This window comes from Ochrobactrum soli (assembly GCF_003664555.1).
GTDB lineage: Bacteria > Pseudomonadota > Alphaproteobacteria > Rhizobiales > Rhizobiaceae > Brucella > Brucella teleogrylli.
Window position 1 is genome coordinate 108197 of record NZ_RCHH01000006.1, and the last position, 15778, is coordinate 123974.

Here is a 15778-nt window from a genome sequence, read left to right on the forward strand (position 1 = left end):
CAAAACGTTACACAGTTTTGCGGGAATTGCCGCCGGTCAATTCTTGCCGGACAAGGCGCTTTCCAGAAGCTTCAGCGCGCCTTCCTTGGTAAGCTCAATCGGGTTGCCGCCAGCCGTCGGATCAACGATTGCCATCTCTGCAATCAGGTCCTTGCGAGCGCTGTCCATCTCCAGCCCTTTGATGAATTCCGGCAATGTGTCCGGCACGCCGAGGTCCTTGCGCAGTTTCATGATGGCAGCGACGAAGCCGTCGAAACCGCCCTTGATACCGAGATAATCCGCAAGGCGTTCAATCCGCTTTTCGATAGCGGCGCGGTTATGATGCAGCACATAGGGCATGAAAACGGCGTTGGTCATGCCGTGATGGGTGTCGTAGAGCGCGCCAATCGGGTGCGACAGCGAATGGATCGCGCCGAGCCCTTTCTGAAAAGCGGTTGCGCCCATCGCGGCTGCGGCCATCATATTGGCGCGGGCTTCAATGTCGTTGCCGTTGGCATAGGCCCGGGGCAGATTTTCGAACACAAGGCGGATACCTTCGAGAGCGATGCCATCCGCCATCGGGTGAAAGCCCGGCGCGCAATAAGCTTCAAGACAATGTGCCAGTGCATCCATGCCGGTGCCGGCAGTGATGAAAGGCGGCATGCCGGTGGAAAGTTCGGGATCAGCAATGACCGTGACCGGGAGCATTTTCGGGTGGAAAATGACCTTTTTCGTGTGCGTCGCTTCATTAGTCAACACGCCCGCGCGGCCCACTTCCGAGCCGGTTCCAGCGGTGGTTGGCACGGCAATCACCGGCGCGATGGCGTTGCTGTCGGCGCGGGTCCACCAGTCGCCAATATCCTCAAAATCCCAGACCGGGCGCGTCTGGCCCGCCTGAAAGGCGATCAGCTTGCCAAGGTCGAGCGCAGAACCGCCACCAAAGGCGATGACGCCATCATGTTTGCCGTCCTGAAAAACCTTGACGCCCGCATAGAGATTGCTTTCGACCGGGTTAGGCTTCACATCGGAAAAGACGCCATATTGCACACCTGCCGCATCGAGAACGGCCAGCGTGGAAGCAACCACGGGAAGTTTCGCGAGACCCGGATCTGTGACGAAAAGCGGGCGCGCGATACCTGCCGCCTTCAGAACAGCAGGCAGTTCCTTGATGCGCCCCGGCCCGAAAAGAACGGTGGTCGGGAAGTTCCATTTAGCGGTCAGTGTCGTCATATCGATTGCTTTCAAAGTAGGGCAGAACAGGGATCAGATCAGATTTTTTCACGTAGGTGGAAGGATTTAGGCCGGGTCAGATTGCCGTATCCGATGGGCGAAAGGGAAGCGCCTTTGCCGGTATCCTTAACGCCGGTCCAGACAAGGCCCGGATCGAGATAGTCGCAGCGATTCATGAAAACAGTGCCGGTTTCGATGCGGTCGCCGAGCGTTGCCGCGCGGTCAGTGTCCGTCGTCCATAGCGAAGCGGTGAGGCCATAAATGCTGTCATTCATCAAAGCGAGCGCTTCCTGATCGTTGCGTACCTTCATGATGCCGACGATGGGGCCGAAACTTTCCTCGCGCATGACGCTCATCTGGTGATCGACATGGGTGAGTACTTCCGGCGCGATATAGGGTGAGCCGGCGACGTCATTTTCAACTTTCATGTTCACATGCGCCTTGGCACCCTTGCGCAGCGCTTCGGCCTTCTGCTCGCGGATAAGATCGGCAAAACGCGCCTGCGCCATGGGGCCGAGCGTTGTACCAGCGTCCAGCGGGTTGCCGACGACATATTGGCGGGTCAGATCGATGAAACCGTCCACGAAACGATCATAGACATCTTCATGCACATAGATGCGCTCGATGCCGCAGCAGCACTGGCCCGAATTGAAGAAGGCACCGTCCACCAGATTGGCGACCGCATGATCGAGATTGACGTCCGGCAGGACATAGGCCGGGTCTTTGCCGCCAAGCTCCAGCCCCATGGTCATGAAGGTGCCTGCGGCAGCCTTTTCAATCGCCCGTCCGCCGCCGACCGACCCCGTGAAATTCACATGATCGACCGTGCCGGAAGCCAGCAGTTTTTCGGTGGAGGCATGATCCAGAACCACATTCTGGAAAACACCCTTGGGAAGCCCCGCCTTCTCAAAGGCTTGGGCGAAGCGCTCGCCCGCCAGAAGCGTCTGCGTCGCATGTTTCAGGATGACGCTATTGCCCGCCATCAGGGCTGGGATGATGGTGTTGACGGCAGTAAGATACGGATAGTTCCACGGCGCGATCACCAGCACGACGCCAAGCGGCACATGTTTGACATAGCGGCGGAAACCGTCCTTTGGCGCGGGGAGATAAGGTTCCAGCGCTTCCGCGGCAATATCGATCATATACTGACCGCGCTCCTGCACGCCGCCATTTTCGCCGCCATAGCGAGTCGGGCGACCCATCTGCCAGGCAATCTCCGGCACGATTTCGTCCTGCATGGCGGCAAGCGCTGCAAGCGCGGCACGGCAATAGCGCGCCCGCTCCGCAATGCTCAGTTCAGCCCAGGCGGCTTGTGCCGTTCGCGCCGCCGCAACGGTGGACTGAATGGCGGCTTCGCTCAAAAAAGGGCGCTCGGCATAGACCGAACCGTCGATAGGCGAGATGATTTTCGCAGTGCCGCTCATTGGGCAGGTCCTTCATAGCTCATTCTGGATATCCATGGACGGTCAGTAGCGCTCGAAACCGCGATGCAATTCCCAATCGGTGACGCGGCGGTCATATTCGATCTGCTCCCAATGGGCGGTGTGGACATAATGGCTGACCACCTCCTCACCGAGTGCTTCCTTCAGGAAAGACGAGTTCTTAAGCGCAAGCGCTGCTTCGCGCAGCGTGTAGGGAATTTCCTTCAGCTTCACCGCGCCATAGGCATCGCCGACAAAAGGTTCTTCCAGTTCAAGCTTCTCATCGATCCCTTGAAGACCAGCAGCGATCAATGCCGCAAAGGCGAGATAAGGATTGAGATCGGCCCCGCCGATGCGGCACTCGATGCGAATGCCCTTGGTGCCTGCACCACAAAGCCGGAAACCTGCGGTGCGGTTGTCCTCGCTCCACATGATCTTGGTGGGCGCGAATGTGCCCGCCTGAAAGCGCTTATAGGAATTGATGTAGGGCGCGAGGAAATAGGTGTAGTCGGTTGCATATTTCAGCTGTCCGGCCACCCATGACCGCATCAGCGGAGTCATCGTATGTGGCGCCTTCGGGTCAAAGAACAGCGATTCCTTGCCGTCAGCGCTCCAGATCGAATTGTGCACATGGCTGGAACTGCCAGCCTTGCTGTAATCATACTTCGCCATGAAGGTGATGCATTTGCCATGCTGCTCGGCAATGTCCTTCATCGCCGTTTTCATGATCACATGCCGGTCAGCCATTTCCAGCGCTTCGGCATAGCGCACATTCAGCTCTTCCTGACCCGGACCCCATTCGCCTTTCGAATTCTCAACCGGAATTCCGGCTGCGGCCAGTTGATTGCGCATGGCGCGCAGGACCGGTTCTTCCTTGGTGGTGAGGTGGATCACATAGTCCTGCACATAGGGCGAGGCCGTTTCCATGGCCTGCCAGTGCTTGTTGCGGGCGGTCTTGTAGGTCTCGTCGAAGAGATAGAATTCCAGCTCGGAGGCAAAATAAGCGCGATAGCCGCGCTCTTGCAGGCGGGTGAGCTGCTTCTTCAAAATAGCGCGCGGCGAATGGGCGAGATCGTCATGGTGATGGTCCTGCACGTCGCAAAGAACGAGGGCGGTCTTTTCCAGCCATGGCGCAAGCCGGATGGTGGAAAGATCGGGTTTCATGACGAAGTCGCCATAACCCTTGTCCCAACCGGCGGCTTCATAGCCGGGCACCGGTTCCATGTCGATATCGTCGGCGAGGAGATAGTTGCAGCCATGCGTTTCGTCATAGGCGGATTCCACGAAGAACGGCGCATAGAAACGCTTGCCGATCAGGCGTCCCTGCATATCCACGATGCAGGCCAGAATGGTGTCGATCTCTCCGGCGGAAACGGCTGTTTTCAGCGCGTCGAAAGTCAATTGTCCGGCCATTTATATGCCTGCTCCTCAAAGCATGAAAGGATAGACCGGGATCGGAGACTTTCCCGTAAGCCTCCGATCCCTCGCTGGTTCGTTATGTTCACCGTCAGCTGTAGCGATACGGCGCTCCGGCATTGCGCATGGTTTCCTGATATTTCTTCAGAATGGCCACGACCTTGGCGTTGCGCTCGCTCTGCTTGGAAATGTCGTCCCAGAACTCCTGTGCCGCATCTTCGATCTGCTTCCATTCCGATTCCGGAATGGTGGTCAGTTCCAGCTTGCCGCCGGTAGTGCGGTAATGCGCTTCGCCCCACCAGTACCAATGCTGACGGTAGTAGTGCGAGGAATCCATCGCCAGCTTGAAGAGCGCTTTCAGGTGTTCCGGTACGGCATCCCACTTTTCGGTGTTGGCGAAATAGGAACCGGCCCATGCGCCGTTGATATTGTTGGTGAGGTAGTACTTGTTGATATCCGCCCAGCCAACGGTATAGGCCTCGGTCGCGCCGCACCAGGCCACGCCGTCGAGTTCGCCGGTCTGGATGGCGACTTCAATATCTTCCCAGGGCAGCGTGACAGGCACCACGCCGAACTTGGTCAGGAAACGACCGCCTGTCGGGAAGGTGAAGACGCGAAGGCCCTGCAAATCGGCAACGCTGCGGATCGGTTTTGTGGTGACGAAGTTGCACGGGTCCCACGAACCGGCGCTGAGCCAGGTGACGCCGGGAATTTCCTTATAGGCTTCCTCCCAGATTTCGTTCAGCCCGTACCAGTTGAAGAGTGTCGGCACGTCGAGGCTATAGCGCGAAGCGAAGGGGAAATAAGCGCCGAACACCGCGACATCGACGGGCGATGCCATGGAATCGTCATCGCTTTGCGCGGCATCGATGGTGCCCGACTGCACGGCGCGGAAGAGTTCGCCCTGCGGCACCAGCTGGTCAGCGGTGTAAAGTTCAATTGTCATTTCGCCGTTCGCCGCCTTGTTGAAGGCGTCAATCGACGGCTTAATGACATGTTCGGCCAGTGCCGGGCCTGCATAGGTCTGCAATCGCCACTTGATCGGGCTTTGTGCTTTGACATAGGGCGTCGCAAGTGTGCTGGCACCCAATGCTCCAACCGTCGTCAGCCCGGCCTTCTTGAGAAAGTCACGTTTATTAAGCTTGTTATTCTCGCTCATGCCCATTCTCCCGTTTGTTTGAAGTTCACCCTTTCACATGAGCCGGGCCGGTCCATTCGGACTCTTGTCACCGGATTATTCGTATTTCCTCCATCGTTTCTCATCGCCCGGTATACCAGTTCGGCAGCCACAGCGCGATTTGCGGGAAAATCATCAAGATGATGATCGTCAGCACCATAAGGAAGAAGAACGGCACGATGGATTTGTAGATGTCGATCAGCGTGATTTCCTTGGGTGCCAGCGCTCGCATCATGAAGAGATTGTACCCGAAAGGCGGCGTGATATACGCAATCTGGCAGGTGATCGTGTACAGAATGCCAAACCAGATCGCATTGAAGCCGAGGCTCTTGACCAGCGGAATATAGAGCGGCGCCACGATCACCAGCATGGCCGTATCATCCAGAAACATGCCGAGCAGAATGAACGACAGCAGCATCAGGATGAGAATGGTCCACGGCGACAGATCGAATGTGCCAAGAAGGATCTTCTCGATTGCCTTGACGGCGCCCAAACCGTCATAAACCGACGAAAAGCACAGCGCGCCGAGAATGATCCAGAGGAACATGCAGGTGACGGTCAGGCTGTTGCGGGACGTCGTTTCCCACACCTGCTTGTTAAGACGCCCGGTGAACAGCGCCGCCAATGTGGCGAGCAAAGCGCCGACCGCCGCACTTTCCACCAGGCTGGTAATGCCCGTCAGGAACAGGCCCATCATCGCGCCGAAGACGACGAGTGGCAGCAGACCGGCGCGCAACACGGAAAAGCGTTCGCTCCAGCTGAATTTCTCCAGCTCTTCTTTTGGCAGGGCTGGTCCAAGTTCCGGGTTCAGGCGGCAGCGTATATAGATATAGATCGCGAAAAGTGCCGCCATCAACAGGCCGGGGCCGATGCCAGCCAGCCAGAGTTGCAGCACCGGCTGGCGAGCGATCATCGCATAAAGCACCAGCACGACGCTCGGCGGAATGAGAATGCCGAGCGAACTGCCCGCCTGTATGACGCCGGTGACCATGACCTTGTTGTAGCCACGCTTGAGAAGCTCCGGCAGCGCCACGGTCGCCCCAATGGCCATGCCTGCAACGCTGAGGCCGTTCATGCAGGAGATGATGACCATCAATCCGATGGTGCCGAGCGCCAGACCGCCGCGTATGCCGCCGAACCAGACATGGAACATGCGATAAAGATTGCTGGCAATGCCGGATTCCGACAGCATATAGCCCATGAACACGAAGAACGGCACGGTGATCAGCGGATACCAGTTCAGGACCGCGAAGGTCGCGTTGAACGGCATTTCAAACGAGCCTTTGCCCCAAAGGAGCAGGGCCGCCAGCGATCCGACAAAGCCGATGACGCCGAAAACCCGCTGACCGGTCATCAGCAGCGCCATCATTGTGGCGAACATGAAAAGTGTTATGAGTTCAGAGCTCATATATGATGGCCCTCCTCAATGGCCGGACCGGCAAGCGTGTCGATGGGCTGGCCGCGCAGCGATGCCCAGTCCTTGAAAAAGTTGGAAAGGCATTGCAGCAGCAGGAGCAAAATGCCGGTCGTCATGATGAGCTTGATCGGCCAGAGCGGAGGCGCCCAGGCGGTATAATTCTTCTGCCCATAGACGATGGCGTAATTCGTGGAAGAAATGCCGCCCATCACCATGACGCCGAGATAAAACACGATGAACAGAATGGTGATCAGGTCGGTCAGCGTCTTTTTGCGCGGGGGCAGACGGTCGAAAAAGAGGTCCATGCGGACATGCGCGCCCTGTTGCATCGCATAGGCGCCGCCGAGCAGATAATAGGCCGACAGCAGAAACTGCGACATTTCAAGGACCCAGTTGACGGGCACGCCGAAAGCAACCCGCGAGAAGGTGGAATAGAGAAGGCAAGCCGCCAGCACGAAAAGCAGATACATCGAAAAGCGCCCGACACGATAATTCAGCGCATCCACATATTTGACGAAAAGCCTGATCGGCTTGGGCATTTCCCTCTCCTTCAGTTCTTCGTTCCGTTCGGTTGCGCTGCGGGGCAAAGCGTCTCGCCAATCCGGCTAAATATCGGCGCCAGCCGCTCGGCCCATGCTCTTTGAGCCTTTGCATCGGCGATTTCGTTATTGCGGATTTCGATCATGGCGCAGGGCGCATTGCGCGGGCGCGCATGGCGCTCCAGCGTGTAATAGACGCGGTCGGACGGCGCATAAGGCTCGTTGACGCCGACATTGAGCGTTTGGTCCTGCTTGAGTGCGGCAATCAGCGGCGCTGCAACCCGGTCATCCGCATCGTGGATGATGCCGACATGCCATGGGCGCGATATGGCGCGATAGACCGGCGTGAACGAATGGATCGTGACCATCCATGACGGAAAGCCGCGTGCGGCGCGCGCCGCAATAAGCTGTTCGATCCGGGCATGAAACGGGCGATGCGACAGGTCGATGCGCGCGGTGCGCTCCAGCGAGTTCAGCTCGTGATTGCCGGGAATGACCGTCATTTCGCTGATTTCGGGGATCAGGTCCGGCGCATCAAGCGGGCGATTGCAATCGATCAGCAGGCGCGACAGACACGACTCTACGAGCGGCGCATCAAGCGCGGCGCTGAGATGTCGGGCAACCTCCACCGCTCCGGGATCCCAGGCGATGTGGGCACGAAGGGCATCCTCCCCCAGCCCCAGGCCGTCGAAACCGTCCGGCACATGGTTGGAGGCGTGTTCGCAAACGAAAAGCCAGGGACTTGACCCTGTTTCGTTGACGACAAAAACCGGCTCATGCGAAGCCGGGCGTTTCTTTCGCTCGTCCGCCATTTGGTTTGTTCCCCGCGCTGTAACTTATGTTACGTTTTTTAAAATTATGCGCTATTGCGGATTATTTGATACGTCGTATGATAATTTGTCAAACACAATTTTGCCCGAATTGAATTGGGCATCGGGATGGAAAATATCGTGCCGGAAAGCGCCCCGGAAAACACCAGCGTTGCCGAACGCATCAATGAACGGATCGATACGATGCCTGCCGGCGAACGGGCCGCAGCGCAGACTTTGATCGCCAATTATCCGATACTCGGATTGAAGACGGTGGCGGAATTTTCAGCGCAGGCGGGCGTCAGCTCGCCGACGATCCTGCGCTTTGTAAATCGGCTCGGTTTCCAGAATTATCCCGAGTTTCAGGCGCATCTGCAAAACGAACTTGCGGCGCAATTACAATCGCCGCACCACCGCAATGAAAATCCGGACAAAGCCCCCGATACGGCCTATCCGGCGGTAGAGCACACACAGGAAAATATCCGCGAGACATTCCGGCATCTTGGCGCCAGACAGTTGCAGCAGGCGGTGGCCGCACTGTCGAATGCCAAGGGCAATATTTATCTGATCGGGGGCCGGTTCACCGATCCCATCGCGCAATATATGACGGCGCATATGACGATCATCCGCCCGCAAGTGTTTCATCTCGGCGGTCAGGAAAGTGTCTGGCGCGACCGGTTGCTGGATATGGGAAAACGCGATGTGCTCGTCGTTTTCGACATTCGCCGCTATCAGGACAGCCTGTTGGGGCTGGCGGAAAAAGCACGGGCGCGGGGTGTCGAGGTTATTCTTGTCACCGACCAGTGGTTGTCGCCGATTGCCCGCGTTGCGCGCCATGTTCTGGCGGGTCGCACGGCGGTGCCCTCTGCCTGGGATTCGTCGGCGGCCCTGTTTGTACTGGCCGAAACGCTTATCCGCGAAATGACGCGCATGCTGGAAAAGGATAGCGCCGCGCGCATCGCAGAACTCGAAGGGCTGCGATAATTACTCCAGCCCGCATGCCCGCAGAAACAGCGCCGAGACTTCCTTTTCGATGCGCTCGAAATCCAGCGGAACGTCCTCGCCCACTTCCATCATGCTGCGCACCTGCGTTTCAAAATCGGCATAATGCTGCGTCACGGCCCAGATATGCATCTGGAACAACAGCGGATCGACCGGTTTGATGCGCCCGTCATCCACCCATGACTGGATCAGTTTGACCGCGCTGTGGGTGGCTGCGACATGCTTGTTCCAGTGGCGGCTGAGATAGGGCGCACCATTGGCGATTTCGGTGGTGAAAAGCCTCGATGCCTTGGGGTTCTTCTGGCTATAAGCGAGCTTGGCCCGGATATATTGGCGGATCACCTTGGCCGGGTCATCCTCGGCGCTGGCATCGAGGAAAATATCTTCCCACTGGTCGAGGATGAAGACGATGATGTCTTCGTAGAGCTCTTCCTTGCTGGAAATATAATAATGCAGCTGAGGCTTGGTCAGTCCGGCACGGTGCGCAATGCCTTGGGTCGATGCGCCGACCAGACCCTTTTCCGCGAATTCGTCAATCGCGGCAGTGCGGATCGCGCCGAGAATGCGCCGCCGGCGGTCGAGAACCTTGTCTCGCCCGGTCGGCTCGATATCGTCATTCTCGTCGTCGATAGCCATGTCTCTAACCGTGGTCGGGAGGGAAAGCCGCCGGGCATTCAAACAGGCGGGCGACTTTCCGTTTTCGTCGGGGGCTTACTGGCCCAGCTGCTTCTTGATGTCGAGGCCTGCGCCCTTGTTGACGAAGGCGTCGGTTGCAACCTTGCTCATGTCGAGTTCTTCGCCGCTGACGATGCCGGACTTGCGCGCCAGCTCGTAGAACGACTTGACGCGGTTCATGTCGATGGCGCCAATGCCCTTGGTCAGCGTGTCGCCGCTGTCGATGAGCTGCAGTTCCTTGAGATTGGCCAGTTCTGCGTCGAGCGTTTCCTTGCTCATATCCGCATTGTCCTTGAGGATCATCTCATAGGCCTTGCTGTGGTCGCCATACATGAAGTTGACCCAGCCTTCGATCGAAGCCGTCACAAAACGCTGCACGAGGTCGGGGTTCTTGTCGACCAGTTCCTGACGCGTCTCAATGGTGTTTGCGTAGGTATTGTAGCCCTGATCAGCGAGCAGGAACGTCTTGACCTTTGCGCCTTCCTTGGCCGCGTAAAGCGGTTCGGCGGTCGCATAGGCCTGCTGCACGGTCTTCTTGTCGCCGAGGAACTGGGCGAGGCTATAGCCATAGGGACGCAGCTGTTCGTCCTTGAAACCAAATTCCTTCACCAGCCAGGGCCAGAACGAGAACTGGCCGTCCTTGGAGATAAGGATCGTCGGTGCGTTCACCAGATCCTTGAAATCCTTGTATTCGCCGTCATGCGCCATCAGGGCCTGCGGGTCCTTCTGATAGAAGGCAGCCACAACCGTGGTCGGCACGCCATTGGCGACATTGTTGAAGGACAAAAGCAGATTGCCGGTGAGCAGGAAGTCGAGGCGGCCTGCGGCCAGCATCGGGCGGTTGTTGACCTGCGGCCCGCCCATCTCGATCTTCACGTCGAGGCCGTATTTTTCATAGGTGCCATCGGCGAGCGCCTGATAGAAGCCGCCATGACCGGCCTGCGCCAGCCAGTTGGTGCCAAGCGTCACCTTGTCGAGCGCAAAGGCCATCTGCGCCGAAAGGCCAAGCGAGAAAGCGGCGACTGCCACAAAGAGTGCTTTTTTCATTAGTTTCGTTCCCCTATTATCAGTTCGAAAGTGCCATGTCGGCGGTCCAGCCGCGTGTTTTACCGGGATTGAGCAGACCATAAGGGTCGGCCAGTTTCTTGAATTCGATCTGCACACTGTCGATCTCCTTCATGCCGCCATCCTCGATGGTATAGGCATGGGGATCGTAGATGTCGCAGCCGTCAACCTGTTCCAGCTCGCCGATGAGCTTATACATCGCGTCGCGGTCCTCGAAGCGCACCAGTGGCAGGCCGAAAATCTGCACTTCGCCTTCAAGGCGCGCCATTTCATGGTGCATATATTGCGTGTCGCCATAACGCTCGATCTGGCGATTGACCAATGCCGGGTCGAAGGGGCGCGGATAGGCGACCTGAAGATAGGTCCAGCCCGGTTCCGCCTTCAGCGCCTGAAGCGTGGTGTGGTTCCAGCCGCATTCATAGGCAGGCTGAAGGCCGGCCTTGTGCAGCTCGTCCAGCGTCATGGAGAACGACACCTGACCGTTGAACTCTGTGGCGAGCTCTGCGAACCGCTCGCGTTCTTCCGGCGCGATCATGGCGAAAACGGCATCCTTGTCGGATGGGAAAAGGTCGCCGAACTTGGTGTAGAAGCGCGCGAAGCGGCGATCCACGGTGGTCAGGAGATAGCAATCCAGGTTTTCTTCCAGCGCCTTGAGGCAGAAGTTCAGCGTTGCTTCATAGCTGTCGAAGAGCGCTGCGGTATGGATCCAGTCGGTCGCCTTGGTCAGCCCGATTTCCAGCTCCAGAATTATGCCGTTGGTGCCATAGGCATGCTGGACCTTGTGGATGTCGCGGCCCGTCAGCTCGATGATTTTCGGCTCCGGCTCGACGGTCAGAACCTTGACCGAATAGACATTGCCGTCATCGCGCAACATGCCATGTCGCAGTGATCCGATACCGCCCGAACCGCCTGAGAAGAAGCCGCCAATGGTGGCGATGCGACGGGTGGAAGGATACATCAACAGTTCTTGTCCGGTTTCGCGCACGGCGTCGTCAAGACGCGAAATGCGCGCGCCGCCTTCGACGCGCACCTTGCCCGGCTCGACGGCTATGATGCGGTCGATCTTGGTCATGTCGAGGATGATGCCGCCTTCAAGCGGAACGCACTGGCCGTAATTGCCCGTACCGCCGCCGCGAACCGTGATTGGTATGCGCAGTTTCGCGGCTGCCGCCGCCACACGGCGCACTTCGTCCTGATCCTTCGGAATGACGACGAGGTCGCCGACATAATGGCCGATATCTTCGGTCAGGATCGGGCTGTACCAGAAGTAATCGCGGGAACGCAGTTCGACCTGCTTGGGGTCGTCATAGATGCGGATGCCGTCGATTTCGGCGCGGAATGCGGCCCAGTCATAGATGCGCTGCGGGGCGACAGAATTCATGGGTTTCTCCCGTAAACATGGTCCGAGGCAACGCCGTCGCGCCAGACACGGCGGAGGGCTTGCGGACGGCTGATGAGATCATTGAGGTCTTCGGCATCGTGCCAGATGAAATTGGCGGCACCGCCTGCGGACAGCGCCTGCACGCGCTCGCTCCTGATCAGGCGCGCGGGCAGGGTGGTGATGCTGTCGAGCCATTCTTCCGGCTCCAGATGGCAGACAGGTGCCGCAAGGCGCAGGATCGCGAGCGGATCATAGTCGCCATAGGGGTAAAAGGCATCGCGTACATTGTCGGAGCCAAGCATGGTTTCCACACCGGCCAGACGCGCTTCTTTCAGCGGGGCCACACCACGAAGACGCGGCGATTTTCCGCCGATCCGGTCTTGCAGATAGAGATTGGTGGTGGGTAGCGAGACAAGCGCGACACCTGCTTGCGCGGCGGCATCCAGAATACGCGTGAGTTCATCCACTGTTCGCAGCGAAAGCGAGCAGGCATGGCCGCACAAAACGCGGCCCGCCATATGATGCCGTGCGCTCGCATTGACAATCAGCGAAAATCCGTCCGCTTCAACATCCAGACCTTCATCAACATGAAAGTCGAGATCGAGATCGTTTTCGACAGCGAGACGGAACATTTCCTCTATCTTGGCTGCAAGATCGGCATTGCGATAGAAAAACGCGCCAAACACACCGCCATCGGCCTTCACGTGGGTCGCAATGTCACTGCCTGCTTCCAGAACCAGATCGCCGTGAACAAGGGCCGCAAGTTGAAGATCAATGCGGTCTTTCCATTCCTGTCGCAATTCGTTGAGAACAGGCCAGGCGGTCGGAACTTCCGGGCTGGTCCAATCCACATGGCTGCGAATAGCGCCGACGCCCTGCGCAAAAGCCGCCTCAAGGCCGCGCGTGGCGCGGGTGCGGATGTCTTCGGCGTTCCAGTTCTGGCGGTCGGTGTTCATCAGGTCGATGGCATCGAACAGGCACTCGACCTTCGTGTCGCCATTCTGCGCGATGCGCTGGATGGTGAACGTCTTGTCGAGATGCACATGCACATCGGCCAAAAGCGGCGTGACGCACCCGCCGCCTGTCGCTTGCGACGACGTGATCGCGGCAATGCGTCCATGCTCGACGGTGATGTCGTGGCGGCCCGGACGGCCCGCGATGGCGACGCCATTCAACATATCAGCGGTCCCGGCGAATTTCGCTTTCGTGCCAGCGTCCTAGGACAAGGCGCGACAGCCAGCTGGTGATCAGGAAGATCACGATACCCAGCAGCGAAACGAGGAAAAGCGCCGCAAACATGCGCGGGATTTCATTACGGAAGCTCGATTCCAGAATACGCGAGGCAAGGCCGGTGCTCTGGCCTGCGGTGCCTGCGACGAATTCAGCCACCACGGCGCCGATCAGCGACAGGCCACCGGCGATTTTCAGGGCCGCCATGAAATAGGGCAGCGCGCTCGGGGCCAGCAGATAGCGCAGGCGCTGCCACGGCGAGGCGCGATAAAGCTTGAACAGATCGCGCAGATTGTGGTCGGCGCTGCGCAGTCCGATCACCGTATTGGACAGAATCGGGAAGAAAGCGACAATCCACGCGCAGATAAGCAGGGCCGAGAAAGTATCGCGCACATAGATCAGGATCAGCGGCGCGATGGCGATGACCGGCGTCACCTGAAGGATGACGGCGAAGGGGAAGAACGCCATTTCGATCGGACGCGAAAGCGCAAACACCATGCCGAGCAAAACGCCGCCAATGATGGCGCAGGCCAGCGAGATGAGCGTCAGCTTGACGGTGAACCACATGGAGGCCATCAGCGACGGGCCGTCCTTGAACAGCGTTTCGGCAATCAGTGACGGGGCCGGGATCAGGTAATGTGGCACTTCATAGAAGCGCACCAGACCTTCCCAGATGCCGAGCGCGATAATGATCGCCAGCGTCGGCATGAGAATGCGCAGCGTGCGTTCGCGTCGTGCGAGACGATCCTGTTCGGAATTGAGGACTGGCAGTTCGTTTTGCATCTGGTTCATTTGCATGTCCTCAGTGATCGATATCTTCAGAGGAAAGCGTCGCGGTCAGCGTATCGGAAACCTTGGCGCAATATTTCGCGTAAGAATCCGTGGTGCGGTAGTTTTCGGCCCGCGGATAAGTGCCGATGATGGGAATGTCCGCGACGACACGACCCGGACGCGCCGCCATCACGATCACGCGGTTGGAGAGATAGACCGACTCATAGACGCTGTGGGTGACGAAGATCACGGTCAGTCCGTGTTCCTGCCACAGCCGCAACACGTCATTATTGAGCTTGAAGCGCGTCATCTCGTCGAGCGCTGCAAAAGGCTCGTCCATCAAAAGCAGGCGCGGGCGAGTCACCAATGCGCGCGCAATGGAAACGCGCATTTTCATGCCTCCCGAAAGCTCCCGCGGAAAGGCATTGGCAAAACGCGACAGGCCAACCTGCGTCAGCACTTCTTCAATGCGGGGCTTGGCTTCCTTGCGCGAAACGCCGGAAAGCCGCAGCGGCAGATAGACATTGTCATAGACGCTGGCCCAGGGCATCAGCGTCGGCTCCTGAAACACAAAGCCGATAGCCTGTGCGCCGGAAGGACCCTTGCCGGGCGCATGACCATTGACGCGAATTTCGCCAGCCGAGACCGATTCCAGTCCGGCGATCATGCGCAGCGCCGTGCTCTTGCCGCAGCCCGAAGGCCCAAGAAAGCTGACGAACTGGCCTTGCTCGATCTTGAGCGACATGTCGTTCACGGCCATGACGCCGGTGCCGTACTGCTTGTAGACGCCGTTGATGTCGATCAGTGGTGACTGGTTCTGCGAGTTGGGGGCCACGCTCATCGTCCTTACCAAGCGGGATTTTTGTCGAGCCAGGAGAGCGGCGCGCGCTCAATCTCGCCCAGCGCTTCAATCAGCCGGTCGGCAGCAAAATCGATGGTCTTGCGACCCTTTTCAGCGGTGGCAATCGATGCGTTGCCGGCTGCGCCATAGGCATTGATATCCTGCATCTGCCATGCGGGCTTGGCGCCGCCGCCAAGGCTGATGTGCTTGTATTCGTCGGCGAAAACTTCGGTCAGCGTGCGGAAATCCTGCGCCTTTTCCATCACCACCAGATCGGGATGCATTTCCAGCATCACCGATGTTTCCATGTCGCCAGCATGAATGCCATGCTTCAGGTCATGCTCGCTGTAAACGCCATCGGGCATGCCCAGGCCGAACCAGTTGAGGCAGAAGACCATCATATTGTGCTGCACGCGCAATTCGCGGGCGACAATGTCCATCACCGGAATATTGCCGCCATGGCTGTTGAACAGCACCATCTTGCGCACGCCGCTTGCCGCCACGCAGGTGCCTATCTCGCACCACATGCGGATGACAGTTTCGACTGAAAAGGTCAGCGTGCCGGGATAGCGCTTGTGTTCATTGCTCTTGGCAATGGCCTGTGTCGGCAGGAACAGAACCTTACTCGTGTCCGGCAAGCGTTTGATCAGTTCCGCCACCATGCCATCCGCGACGGCGGCATCCACGCACATCGGTAGATGCGGTCCGTGCTGCTCGATTGCGCCAACAGGCAACACCGCCACGAGCTTGTCGCGCTCAAGGCGCGAAAACGCCTCGCTCGTGTAATCGGACCAATATCGTTTCAAGGTGGCGCTCCAAATTTTG

At 58.3% G+C, this 15778-nt stretch carries 15 protein-coding genes; 1 reads left to right on the top strand and 14 read right to left on the bottom strand.

The genetic code is table 11. From position 1 onward, the window contains the following. Positions 1-36 precede the first annotated feature (36 nt). The 7 genes from D8666_RS12295 to D8666_RS12325 form a co-directional block, all read right to left on the bottom strand. On the bottom strand, positions 37-1209 hold the full coding sequence (locus tag D8666_RS12295) for an iron-containing alcohol dehydrogenase (RefSeq protein WP_109367968.1): 1173 nt from the start codon (positions 1207-1209) through the stop codon (positions 37-39). A gap of 38 nt (positions 1210-1247) precedes the next feature. Next, positions 1248-2633, bottom strand: a complete 1386-nt coding sequence (locus D8666_RS12300) for an aldehyde dehydrogenase family protein (protein ID WP_109367169.1) — start codon at positions 2631-2633, stop codon at positions 1248-1250. Positions 2634-2675: 42 nt separating this feature from the next. Then, positions 2676-4043, bottom strand: coding sequence for a glutamine synthetase family protein (locus D8666_RS12305; protein ID WP_109367170.1), 1368 nt, complete (start codon positions 4041-4043; stop codon positions 2676-2678). A gap of 94 nt (positions 4044-4137) precedes the next feature. Then, the gene (locus D8666_RS12310) at positions 4138-5205 is read right to left on the bottom strand and encodes a TRAP transporter substrate-binding protein (protein ID WP_109367171.1); all 1068 of its coding nucleotides are present in this window, start codon (positions 5203-5205) and stop codon (positions 4138-4140) included. A gap of 100 nt (positions 5206-5305) precedes the next feature. Next, positions 5306-6631 carry a TRAP transporter large permease gene (locus D8666_RS12315; protein WP_109367172.1) on the bottom strand — a complete coding sequence of 442 codons (1326 nt, stop codon included), beginning with the start codon at positions 6629-6631 and terminating at the stop codon, positions 5306-5308. Further along, positions 6628-7179 (bottom strand): TRAP transporter small permease subunit, encoded by a 552-nt coding sequence (locus D8666_RS12320; RefSeq protein WP_109367173.1) that lies wholly within the window; start codon positions 7177-7179, stop codon positions 6628-6630. The genes D8666_RS12315 and D8666_RS12320 overlap by 4 nt, the downstream gene beginning before the upstream one ends. An 11-nt stretch (positions 7180-7190) precedes the next feature. Further along, positions 7191-7991 (bottom strand): N-formylglutamate amidohydrolase, encoded by an 801-nt coding sequence (locus D8666_RS12325; RefSeq protein ID WP_109367174.1) that lies wholly within the window; start codon positions 7989-7991, stop codon positions 7191-7193. A gap of 201 nt (positions 7992-8192) precedes the next feature. Here D8666_RS12325 and D8666_RS12330 point away from each other — a divergent pair, with 201 nt between their 5' ends. Further along, on the top strand, positions 8193-8972 hold the full coding sequence (locus D8666_RS12330) for a MurR/RpiR family transcriptional regulator (RefSeq protein WP_371830816.1): 780 nt from the start codon (positions 8193-8195) through the stop codon (positions 8970-8972). Here the strand turns inward: D8666_RS12330 and D8666_RS12335 are convergent, their stop codons facing one another. From D8666_RS12335 to D8666_RS12365, 7 genes are all read right to left on the bottom strand, one after another. Next, a complete protein-coding gene (locus D8666_RS12335) occupies positions 8973-9626 on the bottom strand; it encodes a TetR family transcriptional regulator C-terminal domain-containing protein (RefSeq protein WP_121538219.1) in 654 nt (217 codons plus the stop codon). It lies immediately after the preceding gene. A 75-nt stretch (positions 9627-9701) separates the two neighbouring features. After that, entirely contained in the window at positions 9702-10712 is a 1011-nt protein-coding gene (locus tag D8666_RS12340; RefSeq protein WP_109367176.1) for an ABC transporter substrate-binding protein, read from the bottom strand. Between the two features lie 19 nt (positions 10713-10731). Further along, positions 10732-12111 carry an FAD-binding oxidoreductase gene (locus D8666_RS12345; protein ID WP_109367177.1) on the bottom strand — a complete coding sequence of 460 codons (1380 nt, stop codon included), beginning with the start codon at positions 12109-12111 and terminating at the stop codon, positions 10732-10734. Then, entirely contained in the window at positions 12108-13289 is a 1182-nt protein-coding gene (locus D8666_RS12350) for an amidohydrolase family protein (protein ID WP_109367178.1), read from the bottom strand. Before D8666_RS12350 ends, D8666_RS12345 begins: the two co-directional genes overlap by 4 nt. Position 13290: 1 nt before the next feature. Next, positions 13291-14133 (bottom strand): ABC transporter permease, encoded by an 843-nt coding sequence (locus D8666_RS12355; RefSeq protein ID WP_171058738.1) that lies wholly within the window; start codon positions 14131-14133, stop codon positions 13291-13293. Positions 14134-14143: 10 nt separating this feature from the next. Next, entirely contained in the window at positions 14144-14953 is an 810-nt protein-coding gene (locus D8666_RS12360; protein ID WP_121538221.1) for an ABC transporter ATP-binding protein, read from the bottom strand. A gap of 5 nt (positions 14954-14958) precedes the next feature. After that, complete coding sequence (locus tag D8666_RS12365) at positions 14959-15759, bottom strand: creatininase family protein (RefSeq protein WP_109367180.1); 801 nt, start codon at positions 15757-15759, stop codon at positions 14959-14961. Positions 15760-15778 lie beyond the last annotated feature (19 nt).